A 16,542-nucleotide genomic window follows, 5' to 3' on the forward strand; every position below is an offset into this window, starting at 1 on the left:
ACTCTTTCCAATTTGCGATACGATATCTCTGTCTAAGTGAGGATTTCTTTTTCATTTTGAAAGAGGTTATTGTTCCTCCTCATCTTAGACATACTCCTATTCCCGTACAATTTATTTGTGCAACAAAGCCATTCGTAATTCGTAATTCGTAATTGTTTCTATGATTACAAAAGGCATCATTCTCGCTGGCGGCTCTGGAACTCGACTCAGACCATTTACAAAATTCACGTCGAAACATCTCCTTCCTGTGTATGACGAACCGCTGATTTATTTTCCACTGAAAACACTTTTGCAAATGGGAATTCAGGATATTCTTCTTATCACTGCTCCGCATCACGCGGATAATTTTCTCGAACTGCTCGGATATGGAAATGAATTTGGTGCGCGGATCGAATATAAAATTCAAGAAGAACCAAATGGAATTGCGGCGGGGCTCCTTCTTGCTGAAAATTTTGCTCACGGAGAAAATGTCGCTCTTGTTCTCGGAGATAATATTTTCTTTGATGATTTGAGTTCTGCAGGAAAAGATTTTTCGGCTGGGGCAGAAATATTTATCACAAAAGTAGAAGATCCCGAACGATTTGGCGTTGTCGAACTCAATGGAAAAAATGTGATTACTCTTGAAGAAAAACCCAAAAATCCAAAATCATCACTTGTTCAAACTGGTTTGTATTTGTACGATACAACTGTTTTTGATAAAATTCGTAACTTGAAACCTTCACCTCGAAATGAGCTCGAAATCACCGATTTGAATAATTTGTATCTTTCAGAAAAAACGCTGAAAGCGCATATTTTGGAAAATGAATGGATCGATGCGGGAACATTTGAAAGCCTGCTGAGAGGGGCGGAGATGGTGCGGAAATTAAAAAATATTCCGTAGAGGCGCGATTAATCGCGCCTCTACAAATCGCGTCTCTACAGAATCAAAAATTATTTATTACGAATGAATCACGAACAAACATCACGCGTTACCATCGGCATCCTCGTCTATAACGGTCAAAAATATTTTGATTTCCTTTTTCCGTCGCTTTTTGATCAAGATTATTCGGATGTGGAAATTCTCGTGCTCGATAATAATTCTCCAGAAAAAGATGCTGAAATTCTTGAAAAAAAATGGAAAAACAAATTGAAAATATTTCGAAAGGAAGAAAACTTAGGATTCGCTGGAGGACATAATTTCCTCATCAATAAGATGAATGGAGAATATTATCTCTGTCTGAATCAAGACATTCTCCTCGAAAAAAATTATGTTTCTGAACTCGTGAAAATCATGGAATCCGACGAGAAAATTGCTTCTGCGACGGGGAAAATTTTGAAATGGGATTTCTCTCGAGGATTTGAAGGAAAGACGAAATTTATTGATACGACTGGAATTTCCGCTTCCAAAGCACAGCATTTTTTCGACCGCGGACAAGGAGAAGTTGATCATGGACAATTCGAAACCATAGAAGAAATTTTTGCGTGTTCTGGAGCGGCTCCGATGTATCGAAAAGCAGCAATTGAAGATGTTTCATGCATCGGAAGGCGCGACGGCGACGTCGCGCTTACATTCGACGAAACATTTTTCATGTACAAGGAAGACATTGATCTCGGATACCGCCTTCGCTTCGCAGGATGGAAAAACGTGTACGCACCGAATGCTATCGCGTACCACGATCGAACGGTTTCTTCTTCTCAAAAAAAATCACCTAAGGTTCGAGAATGGTCTTACCAAAATCATCTTCTGCTTCTTGAAAAAAACTTTTCTTCAAATTTTTCGTGGAAAACACGTATTTGTACATATTTGAGAAATTCTCTCCTTTCTCTTCATTTCTTTTTCTCATTTCCGAGAAAATACTTTTCGATACGGCGAAAATTACGAGATAATATCGCAGGAATGAGAGGAAAAAATGAGATAGTGAAACACCGCGTTTCACCGGGAGAAATTGAAAAATTCTTTTTATAAAATGCAGAAAAATCCAATTCTTTCCATCATTATTTTGAATTATAAATCCGCAGACTTTTGCGACAAATGCCTGCAAGCAATTTCCACATTTTCTCCATCGTGTTCTTACGAAATTTTAGTCGTAGATAATGCTTCTCATGAAATAGAAAGATGGCGAGAGCTCAAGGAAAAATGGTTAAAAAAACTTAATGTTTCATTCTCAGCGCTTCCGAATAATATTGGGTACGGAAAGGGAAATGAATACGCAATTCGGAAATCACATGGGAAGTATTTTGCCATTGTGAATCCCGACATAGAAGTGCTTCCGGGAACGTTTGATGGTCTTCTTGAGTACATCAAAAATCATGAAAATGTTGGAATTGTGGCTCCAAAGCTTTTGTATTCAGATGGGAAAATCCAGGATTCTTTTCGTCTTTTCCCAAATTTTTCTGATCTGTTTGTGAAGCGAATTGGAATTTTGAGACATATATTTCAAAAAAAAATGGAGCACTTTCTCATGTGGAAAATTGATCTTTCAAGTCCAATAAAAGTGGATTGGGTGGTTGGTGCTTTTTTTCTTGCACGAAGAAAAGCGTGGGAAGAAGTAGGAGGATTTGACCCTCGATATTTTCTTTTTTTGGAGGATACCGATGTGTGCCGTTCTCTTTGGAAAAAAGGATGGAAAGTAATTTTTCATCCTCATTTTTCGGCATATCACCATCATGAACGCCTTTCCGATGCCAAAAATATTTTCTCTATATTTCGGAATAAAATGCTCCAAATTCATCTCTGGAGCGCGATCAAGTATTTTTGGAAATGGAAGGGCAAGCGGTAAGCGATCAGCTGTCAGCGGTAAATTTTTTAGAGACCATATTTTCTGATTTTTCCACACAAAAAGAGTGAGCTTTTAAGACTCACTCCGTTTTGCTGATTGCTGACCGCTTACCGCTGACCGCTTACTGCTTGCCTCCGAACATACAGATACGTTGCGCTCAGGAGGAAGAGGAAGAATGCAAGATTCGCGGTTCCTGTAGAAACGTTGAGTGGAGGTTCTGGAGTGAAGATAACTGTGGTTTCTGTTCTGACTTTTTTGTCCGAGAAATCTTCGTCATCTGCAGAGATACCAGCAATATTCACAATAACTATTCCGTTTGTCGTTTCTTCTTTCACTCTCGTCTTTATGTTTACCGTCCATGGATCTCCAACTCTCAGGACTCGTTTCCTGAAAACGAGTGTATTTCCCATTTGAACACCTTTCGCATCCATTTCTAAAATATCCAAATACTCGAAAGGGAATTCATCGATAATCGCCATATTGATGAAATCTTTTTCACCAATGTTTCGAATACTGATTGTGTAATAGAGCTCTTCTCCCGGTCTTACAAATTCCTTATCAACAGTTTTTTTGAGGCTGATGTCACCGGTAACAATTCTTGCTGCTGTAGTTTTTACATACGCCGGATCATCACTTCCAACTCCTTCAATTTTCTCCAAAACATAGTTGAAAGGGAGGTCTGGATTTTTCCCCGCCCGTTTTATGAGGGCAGTGTTTACTCCTTCAAGCCCATTTACGACGTTTGTTCTCGCTTCAAGTATAGAAGTGTAGGTAATTTCAGCAGTTGTATCAGTACCGATAATGTCCACCGTAAATCTTTGAGCGAGCGCATCCCATTTTGCGCCCTGTACGTTCTCAACAGTTTTTCGAATGAGTGTTGGACTCACAAATACATCTTCAATTTCGGTAGCGTAACTCGAGAATCTTCCCGTATTTTTTATGCGGATTCGATATTTTACTTCTTGAGATTTTTGTTCCGCAATAAGCGCAGCAAGATCTGCAGTATTTGCATCCTGCCATTTTCCATCTTTATCCATCACTTCTTTCATCACATCGAGAATAATTTCTCCTCGAATTTCACGATATCCGCCGCCGCCTCCACCACCACCGCCGCAATTACTCGTGCATCCGGGAGGAGGTGGAGTGTTTGGACCGATGAGAGTTACCGTGGCATTTTTTGATGAATCTATTGGAGCAGTTGTATCCGTGATGATTACATCATTTATCACTCGAGAAGTTCCACCATTTTGTGGAACATCCGCATTAGAAGCATTACAGAGATATGAAACTGTCACTGTTGAACCTACGGTTAAATTATCAATGCCAAACTCAGGATATGTTCCTTTTCCTTGTCTCACGGAACCAGAACCAAGAGGATCAAATGTAATCTGAGGAGTACCGTTACTACATCCCGAAATTGATCCTGTATTATTGTTGTCTCCCTTTCCCCCATTTCTAAAGGCATCTTTGAGAATAAATGACTGAGGAGCGTTTGTCGTATTTCTTGCTTTAATCGTATAGGTAACAGACTTAATCTGATCAACACTGATTGGCTCTACTGATTTTTCAAGAATAATCATGCCTTGTTTAACGGTAACAGTTACCTCAGAATGATTATTCGCTGGAATTCTCTCTGGAGGAGGATTCGGAGTTCCCGGTGTTACTTCAATGTCTACTTCATTGAAGATAGTTGCAGTTTGACCTGCTTGAAGTGCAGCATTCACCTTAACCTTAAAATATTTTTCCAAAGGAAGAAGATTCCCTCTTGGACCAAGGTCTCCTATAGCACAAGTTATTTTTCCATCACCAGTACTCAAAGTGCATCCTTGTGCTGGTATTGATGTTTGATCCAAAATTGTTAACTTTGTTTCATCGTAATCATCAATAAATTGAACATTTGGTGCTGTAACCGTTGTTGGAGCACTTCCTTCATTCGAGTATTGAACAATATAATAAAATTCTTGTCCTGGTTGAACCTCGGTGAGGGGAGTTCTTTCCGTGAGATTATTTACTGCTTGTTTTACCACTTTCAAATCTATAGAAGGCACGATAGTAACTGTCACCGGTGAGAAGCACGTCGCTGGCGTTGTTCCTGCAGCACCAATAATTTTGAGATAATATAATGTCGTCTCCGTCGGAGTAATATTTACTGGATTTGTATCGTTATCATCCGCATTAGCTCCCCCTGAAAATACGAGAGTTCCTGTTTGGCTGTCTTTTCTTACTTCCGCAGTAACCCCATTTGTCTGGTCCCATCTCAGTCTTGATGAACTTCCTATGAAAATGGAAGAAGGAGTTGCGGTAAAGTTTGAACATGTGGGATTTTGTGTTCCAGTTGTAACGGTAACTATTACTCTACACTCAGCAGGCGTTGTTCCTTGGACTCCAATAATCCGAAGAAGATATTCCGTTGTTACAGTTGGAGATACTAAATATGGACCATTTATTAAAGAAACATTTGCTCCATTAATTGTTGCCGAAATTCCATTTGTTTGATCCCAGTCGAGAACACTCGATTCCCCTACAACAATTGAACTCGGATTCGCAATGAAATTCGAACATGTCGGAGCAGTGAGAGAAGAAATGTTCAATGTTGCGCTTGCCGTGTTATTACTCTCACCACTTCCTGGAATTACTGCATTATTCTGAGCATTCGCTCCGTCTCCTTCATCTACCACATTCGTGGCATCTATTGTCACAGTATTCTTTACAGTTACTGTTGCAGTTCCGTCTCCTCCGATGGCTTGAATTGTGTAATGAATCACATAATAATCAGAATTTGCTGGAATCGTATTTGATATTGTGCAAATCAAGTCTCCAGTAATTGGCCCCGTCGGGCAGGATACACCTGGAGGAAGAGTTTGTTGTTCGACAAAACGTGCAGAAATAAAGCCTGTTCCTGAAGTAACCTGATCTTTTATCTGAATATTTTTCCCTCCAGGAATCGCAACTGGTCCCTGATTTCTATATCTCAAAATATATGTCACAAGAGTGTTTTTATTTACCGTTGCTTCAATTGTGCCAATTGCACCAATATATTTTTCTATGATGAGATCTGGTTTTTGAACTGCAGATCCAATAGTTACAATCGCCTGATCGCTGTTATTAAGTTCATTGCTTTCATCAATTTCATGGTTTGGATCAACAGTAGCTGTATTTGTGACAACTTCTGTTTGTGTTACTGCTAATGCCGTCATTTTATACGTTATCACTGCCGTATTTCCCCCAGTTCCGAGAGAAGAGAGAGAACCTATCGTGCAGTTCAATATTCCTGTCCATTGAGCTGGATTTGTTGGAAAATCACAAGTAGTTCCTTGTGTACTATTGGTATCAAATGGAGCGCTCATTTTTTGCCAATTCGTTACTCCATCTGAGAACTTAATATTTGTCGCTCCAATTGTTCCAATATTTTTGATCTCTAACTTAAATTCAACTGTATCCCCCTGTTTCACAGTTTTTCTGGAGATAGAATCTGTCCCTTCTGTGCCTCCAATAATTGTTTTTGTTACAGTGAGATCAGGTTTTGAAGAAAGAGGTGTAATCGTAATGGTCTGTGTATCAAAAACACTTTGCACAGGATTTGTGGAGGAAAGAGTTGCCTTGTTAATAACATTTCCTGGTCTTTCCGCTCTTACGTGGTATTTAATTTGATAATCACCACTGTTTGCAGGAAGTCCTTCCGGTATAGTACACGTAAATCCTGTATCTTCTATTGTCTGAGGACAGTCTATTTTTCCACCTTCAGGAGAAACAGATTCAATAACATAATTTACCACTAAGCCAGCTGATCCAGGCTGCTGACCAGTAGTTGTATCAGTAATTGTCACGAGACCTTTTGCAATCGTGCCTCCTCTATTTCCAAATGTCAGAACGTAGCGAACCTCTGAGTCTTTATCAACAATGGCGGATTGTCCGATGTCAAGAGTTTTATCGATATACAAATTTGGTGGTGTTGGAATAGCCACCGTGACTTCCGCGAATGATGTATTATTTGCTGGAACTATATCTGGGATGGAAGGAATAATTTGTGCTGTATTCTTTATTTTTTTCCCATCAGTGGTATTCAAAACTTTCGCCTGATAAAGAATTTCCGCTCCTTGTCCCGGGAGAACAAATCCAAAAGTGCATTTCATCCCTTGTATAGTACCACCGGGACCAACTTTGGTATCACCTCGGCACCACTCATCTCCTGTCGTCGGGAAAACATAATTTCCGAGAAGACCTGCTTCACCTGGAAAATCATAAATCTCATTTGATCCGTTCACGAGCCAAGGACTTTCATTCTTGTAAACGAGTTTGTAGGTGAGAATATCACCAATTGCTGCCTGACGTGATTTTACAAAGTTTCCCTGAGTATCTCGAACATATTTCACGAGAGAAAGATCTACGTTTGTTGGCTCCTTCACGATGATCGTCACGCTTGCGAATTTCGGTGAAAGTGGAAGGGGAGGCGTAATTATTGCTTCGTTCGTCACTTTCTCTCGATCTGGTCCCGGCAGAAGAGCCATAACTCTAAGCTTAAAACTTATGTCATATGATGAATTCGGCGAAAGCCCATCCGTTTTCGTACAGGAAATGCTCAAACGCGTCGCATTGAATTGACATTGAGTATTTTCCGGAAAACTATTGGGAGGAAGAAATGAGAAACCATCAGCAGTAAAATTAATCGGAAGATCATCGGTAATGGTTATAGGACCGGGAATATTTTTCCCTCCGGAATTACCAAAGGCGAGCGTATATGTCACAAATTGTCCGAGATAATAATAGTCCGGAGGTGTTTTATCAGCTATTTTTTGAATAAAAATGTCTGCTGAGCTACTGTTGTCAACCACATTGAAAGCAGCGTTACAACCCCTTGATATTGGTCCAAAACCACCTTCCGCATTTTTTATAAGAGACAGAGTATATGTTTTTACGCCTGTCTCAGATTGTACCGTCGTGAAACCCGTTCCATCAATACGATAATCGTGATTCTCAGCGAGTGCTGGACTCATTGTTCCTACATCAGCCCTTGTTCCGGAAATATCCCACTCAAATTCTGCTTTTTGTCCAAGTGGAATTATGCGGTAATCACTGCCCGGAGGCGGATTTTGACCATTTTTTAACGTCAAAGTACATTTTGGAGGCGGACGAACTTCAATGGGAGTAGGACAAGAGACCAAAGTTGCACCTCCATCCATTACTTTCATCGTATAGGTTGTATTCTGAACGGGATAATCGAGATATTGACCATTATTCAAGTTTACACTGACTGGCTGAGCGGGGTTTGTACTTTTTGTGATAGTAGCGGTTGCCGTTTGACTAAATACATTATTCCAACGCAAAGTAGCGGGACTGCCATTTTCATTTGGAATATCATTATAAATCTTCGCAGGGTCTCCATGAAAATTAAGGTCAGCACAAGTTTTTTTCACTATATTCACCGTTGTTTCACCACATACAATCTCGTTATGACCACCAATAGTGTAATCAAAAATACATGCTTCATTCTTCACTGTTTGAGTGGCGTCAAACTTTACTGTAACTGTATACCTGAGCACGCCTCCCGTATGCGGATCAAGGATACGATTACCAAAAGAATCAGTCTTAGTAAAATCAAATTGTAGAGCGCCTTCTAACGGAATAAACCAAGTCATAGAAGGTCCTGATACAATTTGAACTGAATCCATATCAAGAGTGGCATTTACTGGAAGGATATCACTGATGGCTACATTTCGTGCTGGCTCATCTGAGTTATTCGCATATGTAACGGTATAGGTAACTTTTCCTCCCGGTTGAACTTCTGGCACAGAAGCTGTTTTTATAAGAGTAAGTTTTTCTTGGCAAGTAAAATTCACAGGATTTGGCAATGAAGCAGTTGGTGGTAGTAATTGCAGCACATTTTCCCCATCACGATTATTAGAAGCATAAGCGTAAATATTATGTAATTGACCATCCTTGAGTTTTTCTGGGATAGGAAATACAAATCCATGGTTCGCGTTTTCTCCGCAAAGACTAGCAACTGCTGGTTCTCGTTCTTTATCAGCAAGAACAGCTCCAAATGCATCTCCAATTGATCCTTCAGAAAACCAAATGTAAAGTGGCTTTGTAAAATCAAACGAATCACATGCCCACCCAGTTGTGAAATTACAACTGATGCTATCGTGAAAACCTTTTATTACAGGGGCGCTTTCACACAAAGGCAAAGTTCCACCTCTTGTAACAAGATACCCAAACAAAAATCCAGGAAATATTGGCTGTCCTGCACTATTTGCAGGAGGCTCCCAATAGTGCCCTCCAGCAACATTCCATTCCAGCGCATCCACTTGATACTGGCAAGTAGGTACTTCGATAGGACCAAAATTAACAAATCCAGCATCTACAGGAACTTCTACATAGTTATTTAAATGATCGAAAAGTTTTTGGGTCTTGGCAAAATTCGGATCCCCCTGCGGATAAAAAACCTGATACGAAGCAAATCCTATTTTATAGACACACCCTCTATTGTTATAGGTTTGTCCGTTCTCTTCGAATTCATAGTAACTTGCTTTTACTTTTCCCTCGTTGTATTTCCCTCCACTTTCAGATATTCGTAAATCAAGAATATGTTTCTTTAAATCTTCGTTTGGATAACAGTTTTTTGGTAATTGACTACTCTCTGGCAACGATTGTGAAGGATCCTCACTCCACGTTTGCCCATCTACAAGAATCCCATCAAAATCCGTAGTATTTGAATTCACGCTTGGAGTCGTCGTAGTCGAATTATCACTCTTAGTGCCAGAATCATCGGTGATAATCTGAGTCCCTTCGGTCGGAACAGAAATACTCAGCGTTGCTGTTGCGTTCTTAAAAACTTCCACTCCATCAAGCCGTTTTTCTTCTCCAAAACTATATCCATTTGCTCCGGGACTATATGTCACCTCTTCGCCACTCGGAAGCTCCACATGGAACTCCGCAGAAGCGGAAAAAGAGCCTTGGGAAAAGCCTTCCTTTGGTTTTGTCCACAAAAAGACATTTCCACATCCTGCGTTCAGTTCTCCTGTACAATTCTTCTCTGAAGACACTTGAAGTGGCGCTGAGCAGTCGCTTCCTCCCCAGTGAATCACATTTCCATTTTGAACTCCGCCAGGTGAAATCTGTGTTATTTCAAACTCCCCGAGATCTGAGACGTCGAGATCGGCGTAACAGACCTTTACCTCAGCAGTTTCTGCATTCGGTCCAATTTGCCAATACGTCATTTGTTCATTCCCTTCACTTTCGGCAAGAAGCGAGAAAAAGAGCTGGAGAAACAGCGCTGAAAATAGCGCGAAGATTTTCCATAAACTTCTGTTGGAAAAATTTGGCTTTAAAGCGGCGTTTGGAGCCGAATTTTGCACTGAGGGCATGATAATTTATTAAAAAAGAGTGGAGTCCTTTTTACCTTAAAACTGCAATCTTGTCAATATTTCTTTCGACATTCTCTTTACAAGAAACAAAAAATTTGAAGAACAAAATCAGGAATTACAAATCAAAACTATCTGATTGTAAACTAAATTTAATATTTCGTATAGCTTTTCTCTTGAAAAAAGTATTATTTTTTCCCTTTTTTATACCCTTTTTTTACCGCATCATCAGCACTTTGAAAAAAAATCCTGTTTTTCGGCGTAATAAGAGCTGCCTCTGGCGCATCAAGAGGCCAGAACTTACTTCCACGACTCGATCCGACAAATCGCATTCCTTGAGGCGCTGGGATCATTTTCAAATTCGGGAGAATGCTCACCACAGAAAATGAAAATTCCTCATCATGCACCGAAAAGATTTCCTCATCTTTTCCCACTATGAAGCGAGATTCTTGCCCTTCATGCTTCCCATAAAGAATTCCATTTTCAATTTTCTCGAACGTAAAAAGAGGAATTTCTGCGTGTATTTGAGGAGAAAAAGAGATTCCAGAAGCCGATTTTGATTTTTTGAGCTTTTCATTTAGAGTACCTGCTGAAAATCCGAGAACGAAAAGTGATCCTGAGAGAAAAATCAGAAAAAGTGATGATGCGTGTTTATGAAGAAATTTTTTCATATCATGAAACAATATTTTTTCTTTGAAATAGGGAATTTTCCAAAATTATCTGAGGAAGAGCTTTCTTCCACTCTTCCGGAGTTTGAGCAGGAATCACTCATCGAGAAGCACATTCTCATCGGATCTTTTGCGAGTCCATCTGTTCTTTCTCCCGGGAAGGACATAGAAAAGCGTAAAATTCAGGAAAAATTTGATGAACTTGGCGGAGTGCTTCGATATGGATATTCTCACAAAATTACTCAGAACCTCGACGAGCTGACCCTCTGCATCATTTCCATTCTCACAAAAAAACATGAAGAGTATGCGAAAAAACTCTGTTTTGGTATTACGCTTTTTTCTGACGTCGGAGGTCGACAACAGAATAGCTTTCTCCAAAGAATTCTCCTGACCGTGAAAAAAAAATGCCAAAAGCTCGGAATTTCTGTCCGATTTATCAATAGAGATTTTCGCTCTCTCGATACGGGAACATATCACAAGGAAGCGCTTTGGAAAGAGGAACACACGGAATTTTTTATTTTTGAAGACCAGAACGGGTATATTTTGGGCGAAACCCTTGCCGCGCAGGATGTGGAACTCTTTGCGAGAAGAGATTTTGGCAAACCCGTTCGAGATATGAATGTGGGAATGCTTCCGCCAAAACTTGCGCTCATGATGGTAAATTTTTCGAGAAAAGCCAACGGATCACTCCCCTCTTCCATTTGGGATCCATTTTGCGGAACAGGAAGCATTCTCATTGAAGCTGAAAAAATTGGCATTACAACGTTTGGAAGCGATATTTCCGTCGAAATGGTGAAAGCGAGTCAGAAAAATATGCGATTTTTTTTCCCAAAGTATGATACGTCATCAGTTTTTGAACATGATGTGATGCAAAAACTTTCAAAAAAAATCCATGTGGAAGCGATCGTGAGTGAAGGATGTTTAGGACCGATTTTTCATCATTCAATTTCATTAGATGAATTTCAAAAGGCTGTAAATGAAGTTTCTCCGGTGTATTTTGGTTTTTTTCAAAACCTCTCCAAAAGTTTTTCCGGGAAAAAAATAATTCTCTCCGTTCCCTTCTGGAAGATGAAAAATGGAGATTTTCAGTATCTCGAAAATATCCTTGAATTAGCCACAGAATTTGGCTACACTTGCGAAGCTTTTCACCACGGGACACGTCGTGGAAGCCTGGAATTTATTCGTGAAAACCAAGTGGTAGGTCGAGAAATTTTCAGATTTATTCCTCAGAATCTTTAACACCATCGGAAATTACGATTCGTAATTTGGAATTCGTAATTCGTAATTTACTCCGCTTCAGCGGAGTTGATTTTATTCCCCTGTAGCTCAGTGGTAGAGCGTCCGGCTGTGAAATTACCAATCTTTCTTTTTATTGAATGAAAGATAAAAGAAAATACGCCGACCGTGCCGAGTATTTAAAAGCGGCTGTCAAGAAGCGTCGCAAGACAATTCGAGAAAAAGCAATTCTATACAAGGGCGGCAAATGTCAGCTTTGCGGGTACAAAAAATGTATTGAAGCACTGGAGTTTCATCACTTTCTTGATAAGAAAAATTTTGGAATATCTCAAAAAGGGTATACCAGAAGTTGGGAAAGAGTGAAAAAGGAACTCGAGCTTTGTATGCTTCTCTGCGCAAATTGTCACCGTGAAGTAGAAAATGGCGTCACGCAGCTTCCCCGCTAAAGCGGGGTTGAAACTCGTTGGGATAACGGTGAAGGCTAAAACTTAAAGCATTTGAGTTATGCTAATACCGTGGGAACCCTCCTTCGCATAAAGCTTCGGAGGGGCGCCGTAGAGACTAGATACCAACGCACCTAACTTTCGCACACGCAAAACATGGTGAAGATATAGTCCACGCTTCATGGAAACATGAGGATACGTGTAACCGGCAGGTCACTGGTTCGAATCCAGTCGGGGGAGCCATTCGCAAATTTCAGAGGGCAAAAGATCGTTTTGCCCAGTTTTGAAGTACTCTTTGTCCAGTTCGGATAACGGAATTGCGGGAATTGGTTCTAAAAGAGCAGAAAATGGTTTCTCCAGTTCTACTCCTATCTTTCCCGAAGTTAGGATGAATTTTGAGCCGAGCGTTTTTAAGATGTCTCTTTTTCCCATGAAATCTGCTGTTTCAAATTCCCAAACAATATTTCTTACTTTTTGAAAGAAGGCTTCGCATTTTGAAAGCCAGTTATTCCCTTCTCCTTTTAAATCCGCAAGCTGTTCTTCCATATCATCTACCTCTTTTTGAATACTCTTTTTCTGTGCTGAATATTCCTCATCTGAAATAAGCTCGCCACTTCTATTTGCTTCAGAGAGCCATTTTGTCGTGAGTCTTTCTTGTTTCAGCTTTGCATTTCGTATGTTCTGATTGATCAGCTCCTCTTTCCCCAGAAGAAAGCCATTTTCTTCCTTGTATTGCTGTCTCAAATATTTAATTCCCCACGAAATGATACGATCTGGGATCTGAATACGCTGAATAACTTTTTTGAGAACTTCTTCAATTTTGTCTTCCCGAAGATGGGTGGTATATGAACATTCCGAATATTTCCCTTTTGCTTTCGCGCAACGATAATAGTGCATCCCTTTCTGATACTCTCCGCTGAGCCTATTTTTACACTGAGGGCATTCTACGAGCAATGTATACAGGTACTCATTTTTTCTATTTTTTGGTCGGCTTCGCCCTCGCAATATTTCTTGGATTTTATCGAACTCAGTTTTTGTCATGAGCGGTTCATGACAACCTTGGTGAATTTCGTTCAAATACAGGAATTTTCCGGTATAGAAAATACTGCTGAGAATATTGAGGACACTCTGTTTGCAGAGCATTTTTCCTGAGTTTTTTCCTCGTATTCCCATTTTATATCCCTTTTCTCGAAGAATATTTGGAGAATATGTTCCGAGGAGGGTCAGATCAATGAATTTTCGGATAATAGGCGCTTCAATTGGATCAAGTTCTATTCTTTTGAGTGGTCTTCCCAGCATATTGAGCATCTCTTGTTTTTTCTGGTCGTATTTTTTCCCCGAAATAACGCCGTTATCGTTGATATTCAAATATCCATACGGAGCTACTGCCGGATACTCACCTTTTTCCAATTTTGTCTTCACATTATTTTTCACAAAGGAGCTGGTATCGTCTGAACTCTTTTTCGCCATAGCGAAATGAATATTCATCATGAACTTGTCATCTGAGGTATTGAGATACGCTTTTTCTGTTGTTCTGAGTTCCTTTATCCTCCCTTCATCCATAAATGAAATAATGAGTCCTCCATCTGCTCCATTGCGCGCCAATCTCGTCAAATGCCATGTGAGGATTGCATCCGCTTTCCCAACTTCAATTTGATCCATCATTTTTTTAAATTTTGGTCGTCCGCGTTTATACGCGCTCATGTCTTCAGAAATAACATCGACAACTTCCAATTGGTGTTTTTTTGCGTATGCCATAAGTTCTCTCTGTTGAGACTCGATACTGAGCACCTGCTGATCATCTCGATCTTGTGAACGCCGGCAGTAGATAAAATACCTCATTGGTAAAACAAAAAATTCACAAAGTGGGCAACTCTGCACCCCAACATCAAATTCCGAAAGGAAGTCTTGTTGGAAGAGTTGCCCATATTATGAACAAGACTCCTCCTTCGGTTAAACCGTTGATGTGGGGTGCAAATCAATTGTGGCATATTTCCGAGAGAAAAATCAAAATAATTTGAGATAACTGAAGTTATAGGGGGTATACTCAATTTTCGAGAATGTCAGAGAATTTCTTCTCAATATCCTTCATGAATTCTTTCTGGTTTTTAGGATCAGCTTTCTCAATCGGAATGTACATTTCTCGAACGCACTTATGGCTTTCTTCAAATTTTTTGTTCACTTTCTTCCCTTTGAGTCCCATTTCCATAAAAGCATTATCGAGAAAAGAGTTATAGACTTCGATTCTGAACCGGAGCGCTTCAATCCATCCTCGCACCTTAAAGGTAGCGTCGGCTTTAAAAAACTTTGAGACCTTTTGCAAAAGCTCTTCAAAAGCGAGAAGCCTCTCGTAATATTCAAAAAAACACCTTTGTTTTTCTTGTATCCATGCTCGGGTTCCTTCTTCAATTTCAAGTATATCCGGTTGGTTTTTCTTTTTTTTGAGACAGGTAAAAAGTTTATCCATCTCTCTAATAATATCTAACTGAAGGTTCAAAAGCGATGTCCAAAAAGGAGAGGTGATCAGAAGATTTTTATCGAGATGATTCTTTCTTTTTGTATCTTTCTCATCGAATAATATTCCAAGATTTGGATCATAATCCCCTTCTATATACTCACGAATTTCTCGAATAAATGAGCATTGATACTCTTTGGGGAGATCCAAAAGCGTTTGTATGTCGATATACACGGCTTCTTTTTTCGCTCGTTCTTTTTGTACTGTATGCGGAAGGTATCCTTTCGTTTCGTCTTTTGTGAATGTCTTCAGAAGACCTTTTGAAATAAGCTCCTGCACTTTCCTTTCTGCTTTTCCCTTAGCTTCCTTCCATCTTTGGAAAAGCTTTGGATTTTCGGTGCAAAGAGGCGAGAAATCATGTTCAAGCATTCCCTCCTCTATCCATGAGAGGGCTTCTTCTTTCAGAAGTTTTCGGACAGTTGTTTTATGAGATTCTGCATATTCCTGCACTGCTTCGGCAGAATACATCGAAATTTTCTTTTTGGAGGCGATTCTCTTCAGGACTTCCTCAATGCTGATGCAGGCATAGTATCCCCATGAGAGTGTGTCGTAGAGACTTATGCGCTCAGCAATGGTATCAATATCTTTCTTTTGGATCAGTTCTGCGAGCTCTTCCTCCTCCGAAAGCCAGTCCATTTCTGTTTCGATGTCTTCATAATATTCTTTTAGCATGGTCTGATCTTCTTTTGGAAGAGAGGCAAGCACCATCTGATAGATGACATATTCCAAAGACTCACCGCTTTCTACTTTTGCTTGTCTTTGTTTTTTCATAATTTCTTCAGCTTCTTTTGGAGTCACGAATGCCACAGTACCTTCAAAGAGATCAACTATCCGTTGAATTCTGCGAATGAGAGGATATTGCCCTATCCTAAATGAGTGGAGTAAAAGTTGTTCCAAAGTTGAGTCTGCAATGAGCCATGCTGTTTGAGCATCGATAATGAGTATTTGTACCTTGTACCAAATTTCCATATAGCTGTTGAATTTCTGCTGTTCGTAGCTACTGTGTCCTTTCCATTCTTTCGTAATGGAATTCTCTTCTTTTTCAGAGAGTATTTTCTTTCCTGTTTTTTGCTCTTCAATATCATTGAGAGCAATGAGCTGAGCCCTCTCTTTTGCGGAGAGGTTATTTTGTGAGAGGAGGCGGGAAAAATCTTTTGGGATCATCGTTTTTGTGAGAAAAAGGATTCTAAAAGGTCTACCTTTCGTTTCAGATCAGAAATTTCAAATGACTTGAGAATGTGTCCGCTCAAAAATCCGATACAGTTCGCGATTTTCACATCCATCGTTCCGTCACGGACGCGATTCACGGTATCTTCCAGAAGTCCGAGCACATGATCAGGTTCTTTGAGTACCATAGGCGTAAGCGCTTCCAATATCGTAATTCTTGAATTTTTTCCTCCCTTCGTCTGTATTTCTTTCTTTTGAGAGTCAGGAATAGCGGGATTGTGGAGGAAACAATATTCTTCGCCGTGCATCGGAAAAGCCTCGCATTCAGATCCATTTTTTTTGACATGTTGGCAGTTTTTCTTGGGGCTAAAATGATTTGTCATAAAGAGAAGG

Annotated in this window: 10 protein-coding genes; 5 read left to right on the forward strand and 5 right to left on the reverse strand. The window is 39.9% G+C overall.

What is annotated here, in order from left to right:
- The first annotated feature begins 160 nt into the window (after positions 1–160).
- From HZA38_02985 to HZA38_02995, 3 genes are all read left to right on the forward strand, one after another.
- Entirely contained in the window at positions 161–880 is a 720-nt protein-coding gene (locus tag HZA38_02985; GenBank protein MBI5414456.1) for an NTP transferase domain-containing protein, read from the forward strand.
- A 63-nt stretch (positions 881–943) separates the two neighbouring features.
- The gene (locus HZA38_02990; protein ID MBI5414457.1) at positions 944–1,945 is read left to right on the forward strand and encodes a glycosyltransferase family 2 protein; all 1,002 of its coding nucleotides are present in this window, start codon (positions 944–946) and stop codon (positions 1,943–1,945) included.
- A 1-nt stretch (position 1,946) separates the two neighbouring features.
- Positions 1,947–2,759 (forward strand): glycosyltransferase family 2 protein, encoded by an 813-nt coding sequence (locus tag HZA38_02995; GenBank protein ID MBI5414458.1) that lies wholly within the window; start codon positions 1,947–1,949, stop codon positions 2,757–2,759.
- A gap of 107 nt (positions 2,760–2,866) precedes the next feature.
- Here the strand turns inward: HZA38_02995 and HZA38_03000 are convergent, their stop codons facing one another.
- Together HZA38_03000 and HZA38_03005 are read right to left on the reverse strand one after the other, a co-directional pair.
- Positions 2,867–10,123: a DUF11 domain-containing protein gene (locus tag HZA38_03000; protein MBI5414459.1), complete on the reverse strand. Its 7,257-nt coding sequence runs from the start codon at positions 10,121–10,123 to the stop codon at positions 2,867–2,869.
- A 185-nt stretch (positions 10,124–10,308) separates the two neighbouring features.
- The gene (locus HZA38_03005; protein MBI5414460.1) at positions 10,309–10,791 is read right to left on the reverse strand and encodes a hypothetical protein; all 483 of its coding nucleotides are present in this window, start codon (positions 10,789–10,791) and stop codon (positions 10,309–10,311) included.
- Positions 10,792–10,794: 3 nt separating this feature from the next.
- Between HZA38_03005 and HZA38_03010 the strand changes: the two genes are divergently transcribed.
- Positions 10,795–12,027 (forward strand): hypothetical protein, encoded by a 1,233-nt coding sequence (locus HZA38_03010; GenBank protein MBI5414461.1) that lies wholly within the window; start codon positions 10,795–10,797, stop codon positions 12,025–12,027.
- A gap of 137 nt (positions 12,028–12,164) precedes the next feature.
- Positions 12,165–12,470, forward strand: a complete 306-nt coding sequence (locus HZA38_03015) for a hypothetical protein (GenBank protein MBI5414462.1) — start codon at positions 12,165–12,167, stop codon at positions 12,468–12,470.
- Positions 12,471–12,680: 210 nt separating this feature from the next.
- Here the strand turns inward: HZA38_03015 and HZA38_03020 are convergent, their stop codons facing one another.
- The 3 genes from HZA38_03020 to HZA38_03030 all read right to left on the reverse strand — a co-directional run bounded on the left by HZA38_03020 (position 12,681) and on the right by HZA38_03030 (position 16,532).
- Entirely contained in the window at positions 12,681–14,309 is a 1,629-nt protein-coding gene (locus HZA38_03020) for a recombinase family protein (GenBank protein MBI5414463.1), read from the reverse strand.
- Between the two features lie 205 nt (positions 14,310–14,514).
- Positions 14,515–16,146, reverse strand: coding sequence for a hypothetical protein (locus HZA38_03025; GenBank protein ID MBI5414464.1), 1,632 nt, complete (start codon positions 16,144–16,146; stop codon positions 14,515–14,517).
- Complete coding sequence (locus tag HZA38_03030) at positions 16,143–16,532, reverse strand: hypothetical protein (protein MBI5414465.1); 390 nt, start codon at positions 16,530–16,532, stop codon at positions 16,143–16,145. Before HZA38_03030 ends, HZA38_03025 begins: the two co-directional genes overlap by 4 nt.
- Between the last annotated feature and the right edge of the window lie 10 nt (positions 16,533–16,542).

The sequence above is a fragment of the Candidatus Peregrinibacteria bacterium genome (assembly GCA_016220175.1).
Lineage (GTDB): Bacteria > Patescibacteriota > Gracilibacteria > CAIRYL01 > CAIRYL01 > JACRHZ01.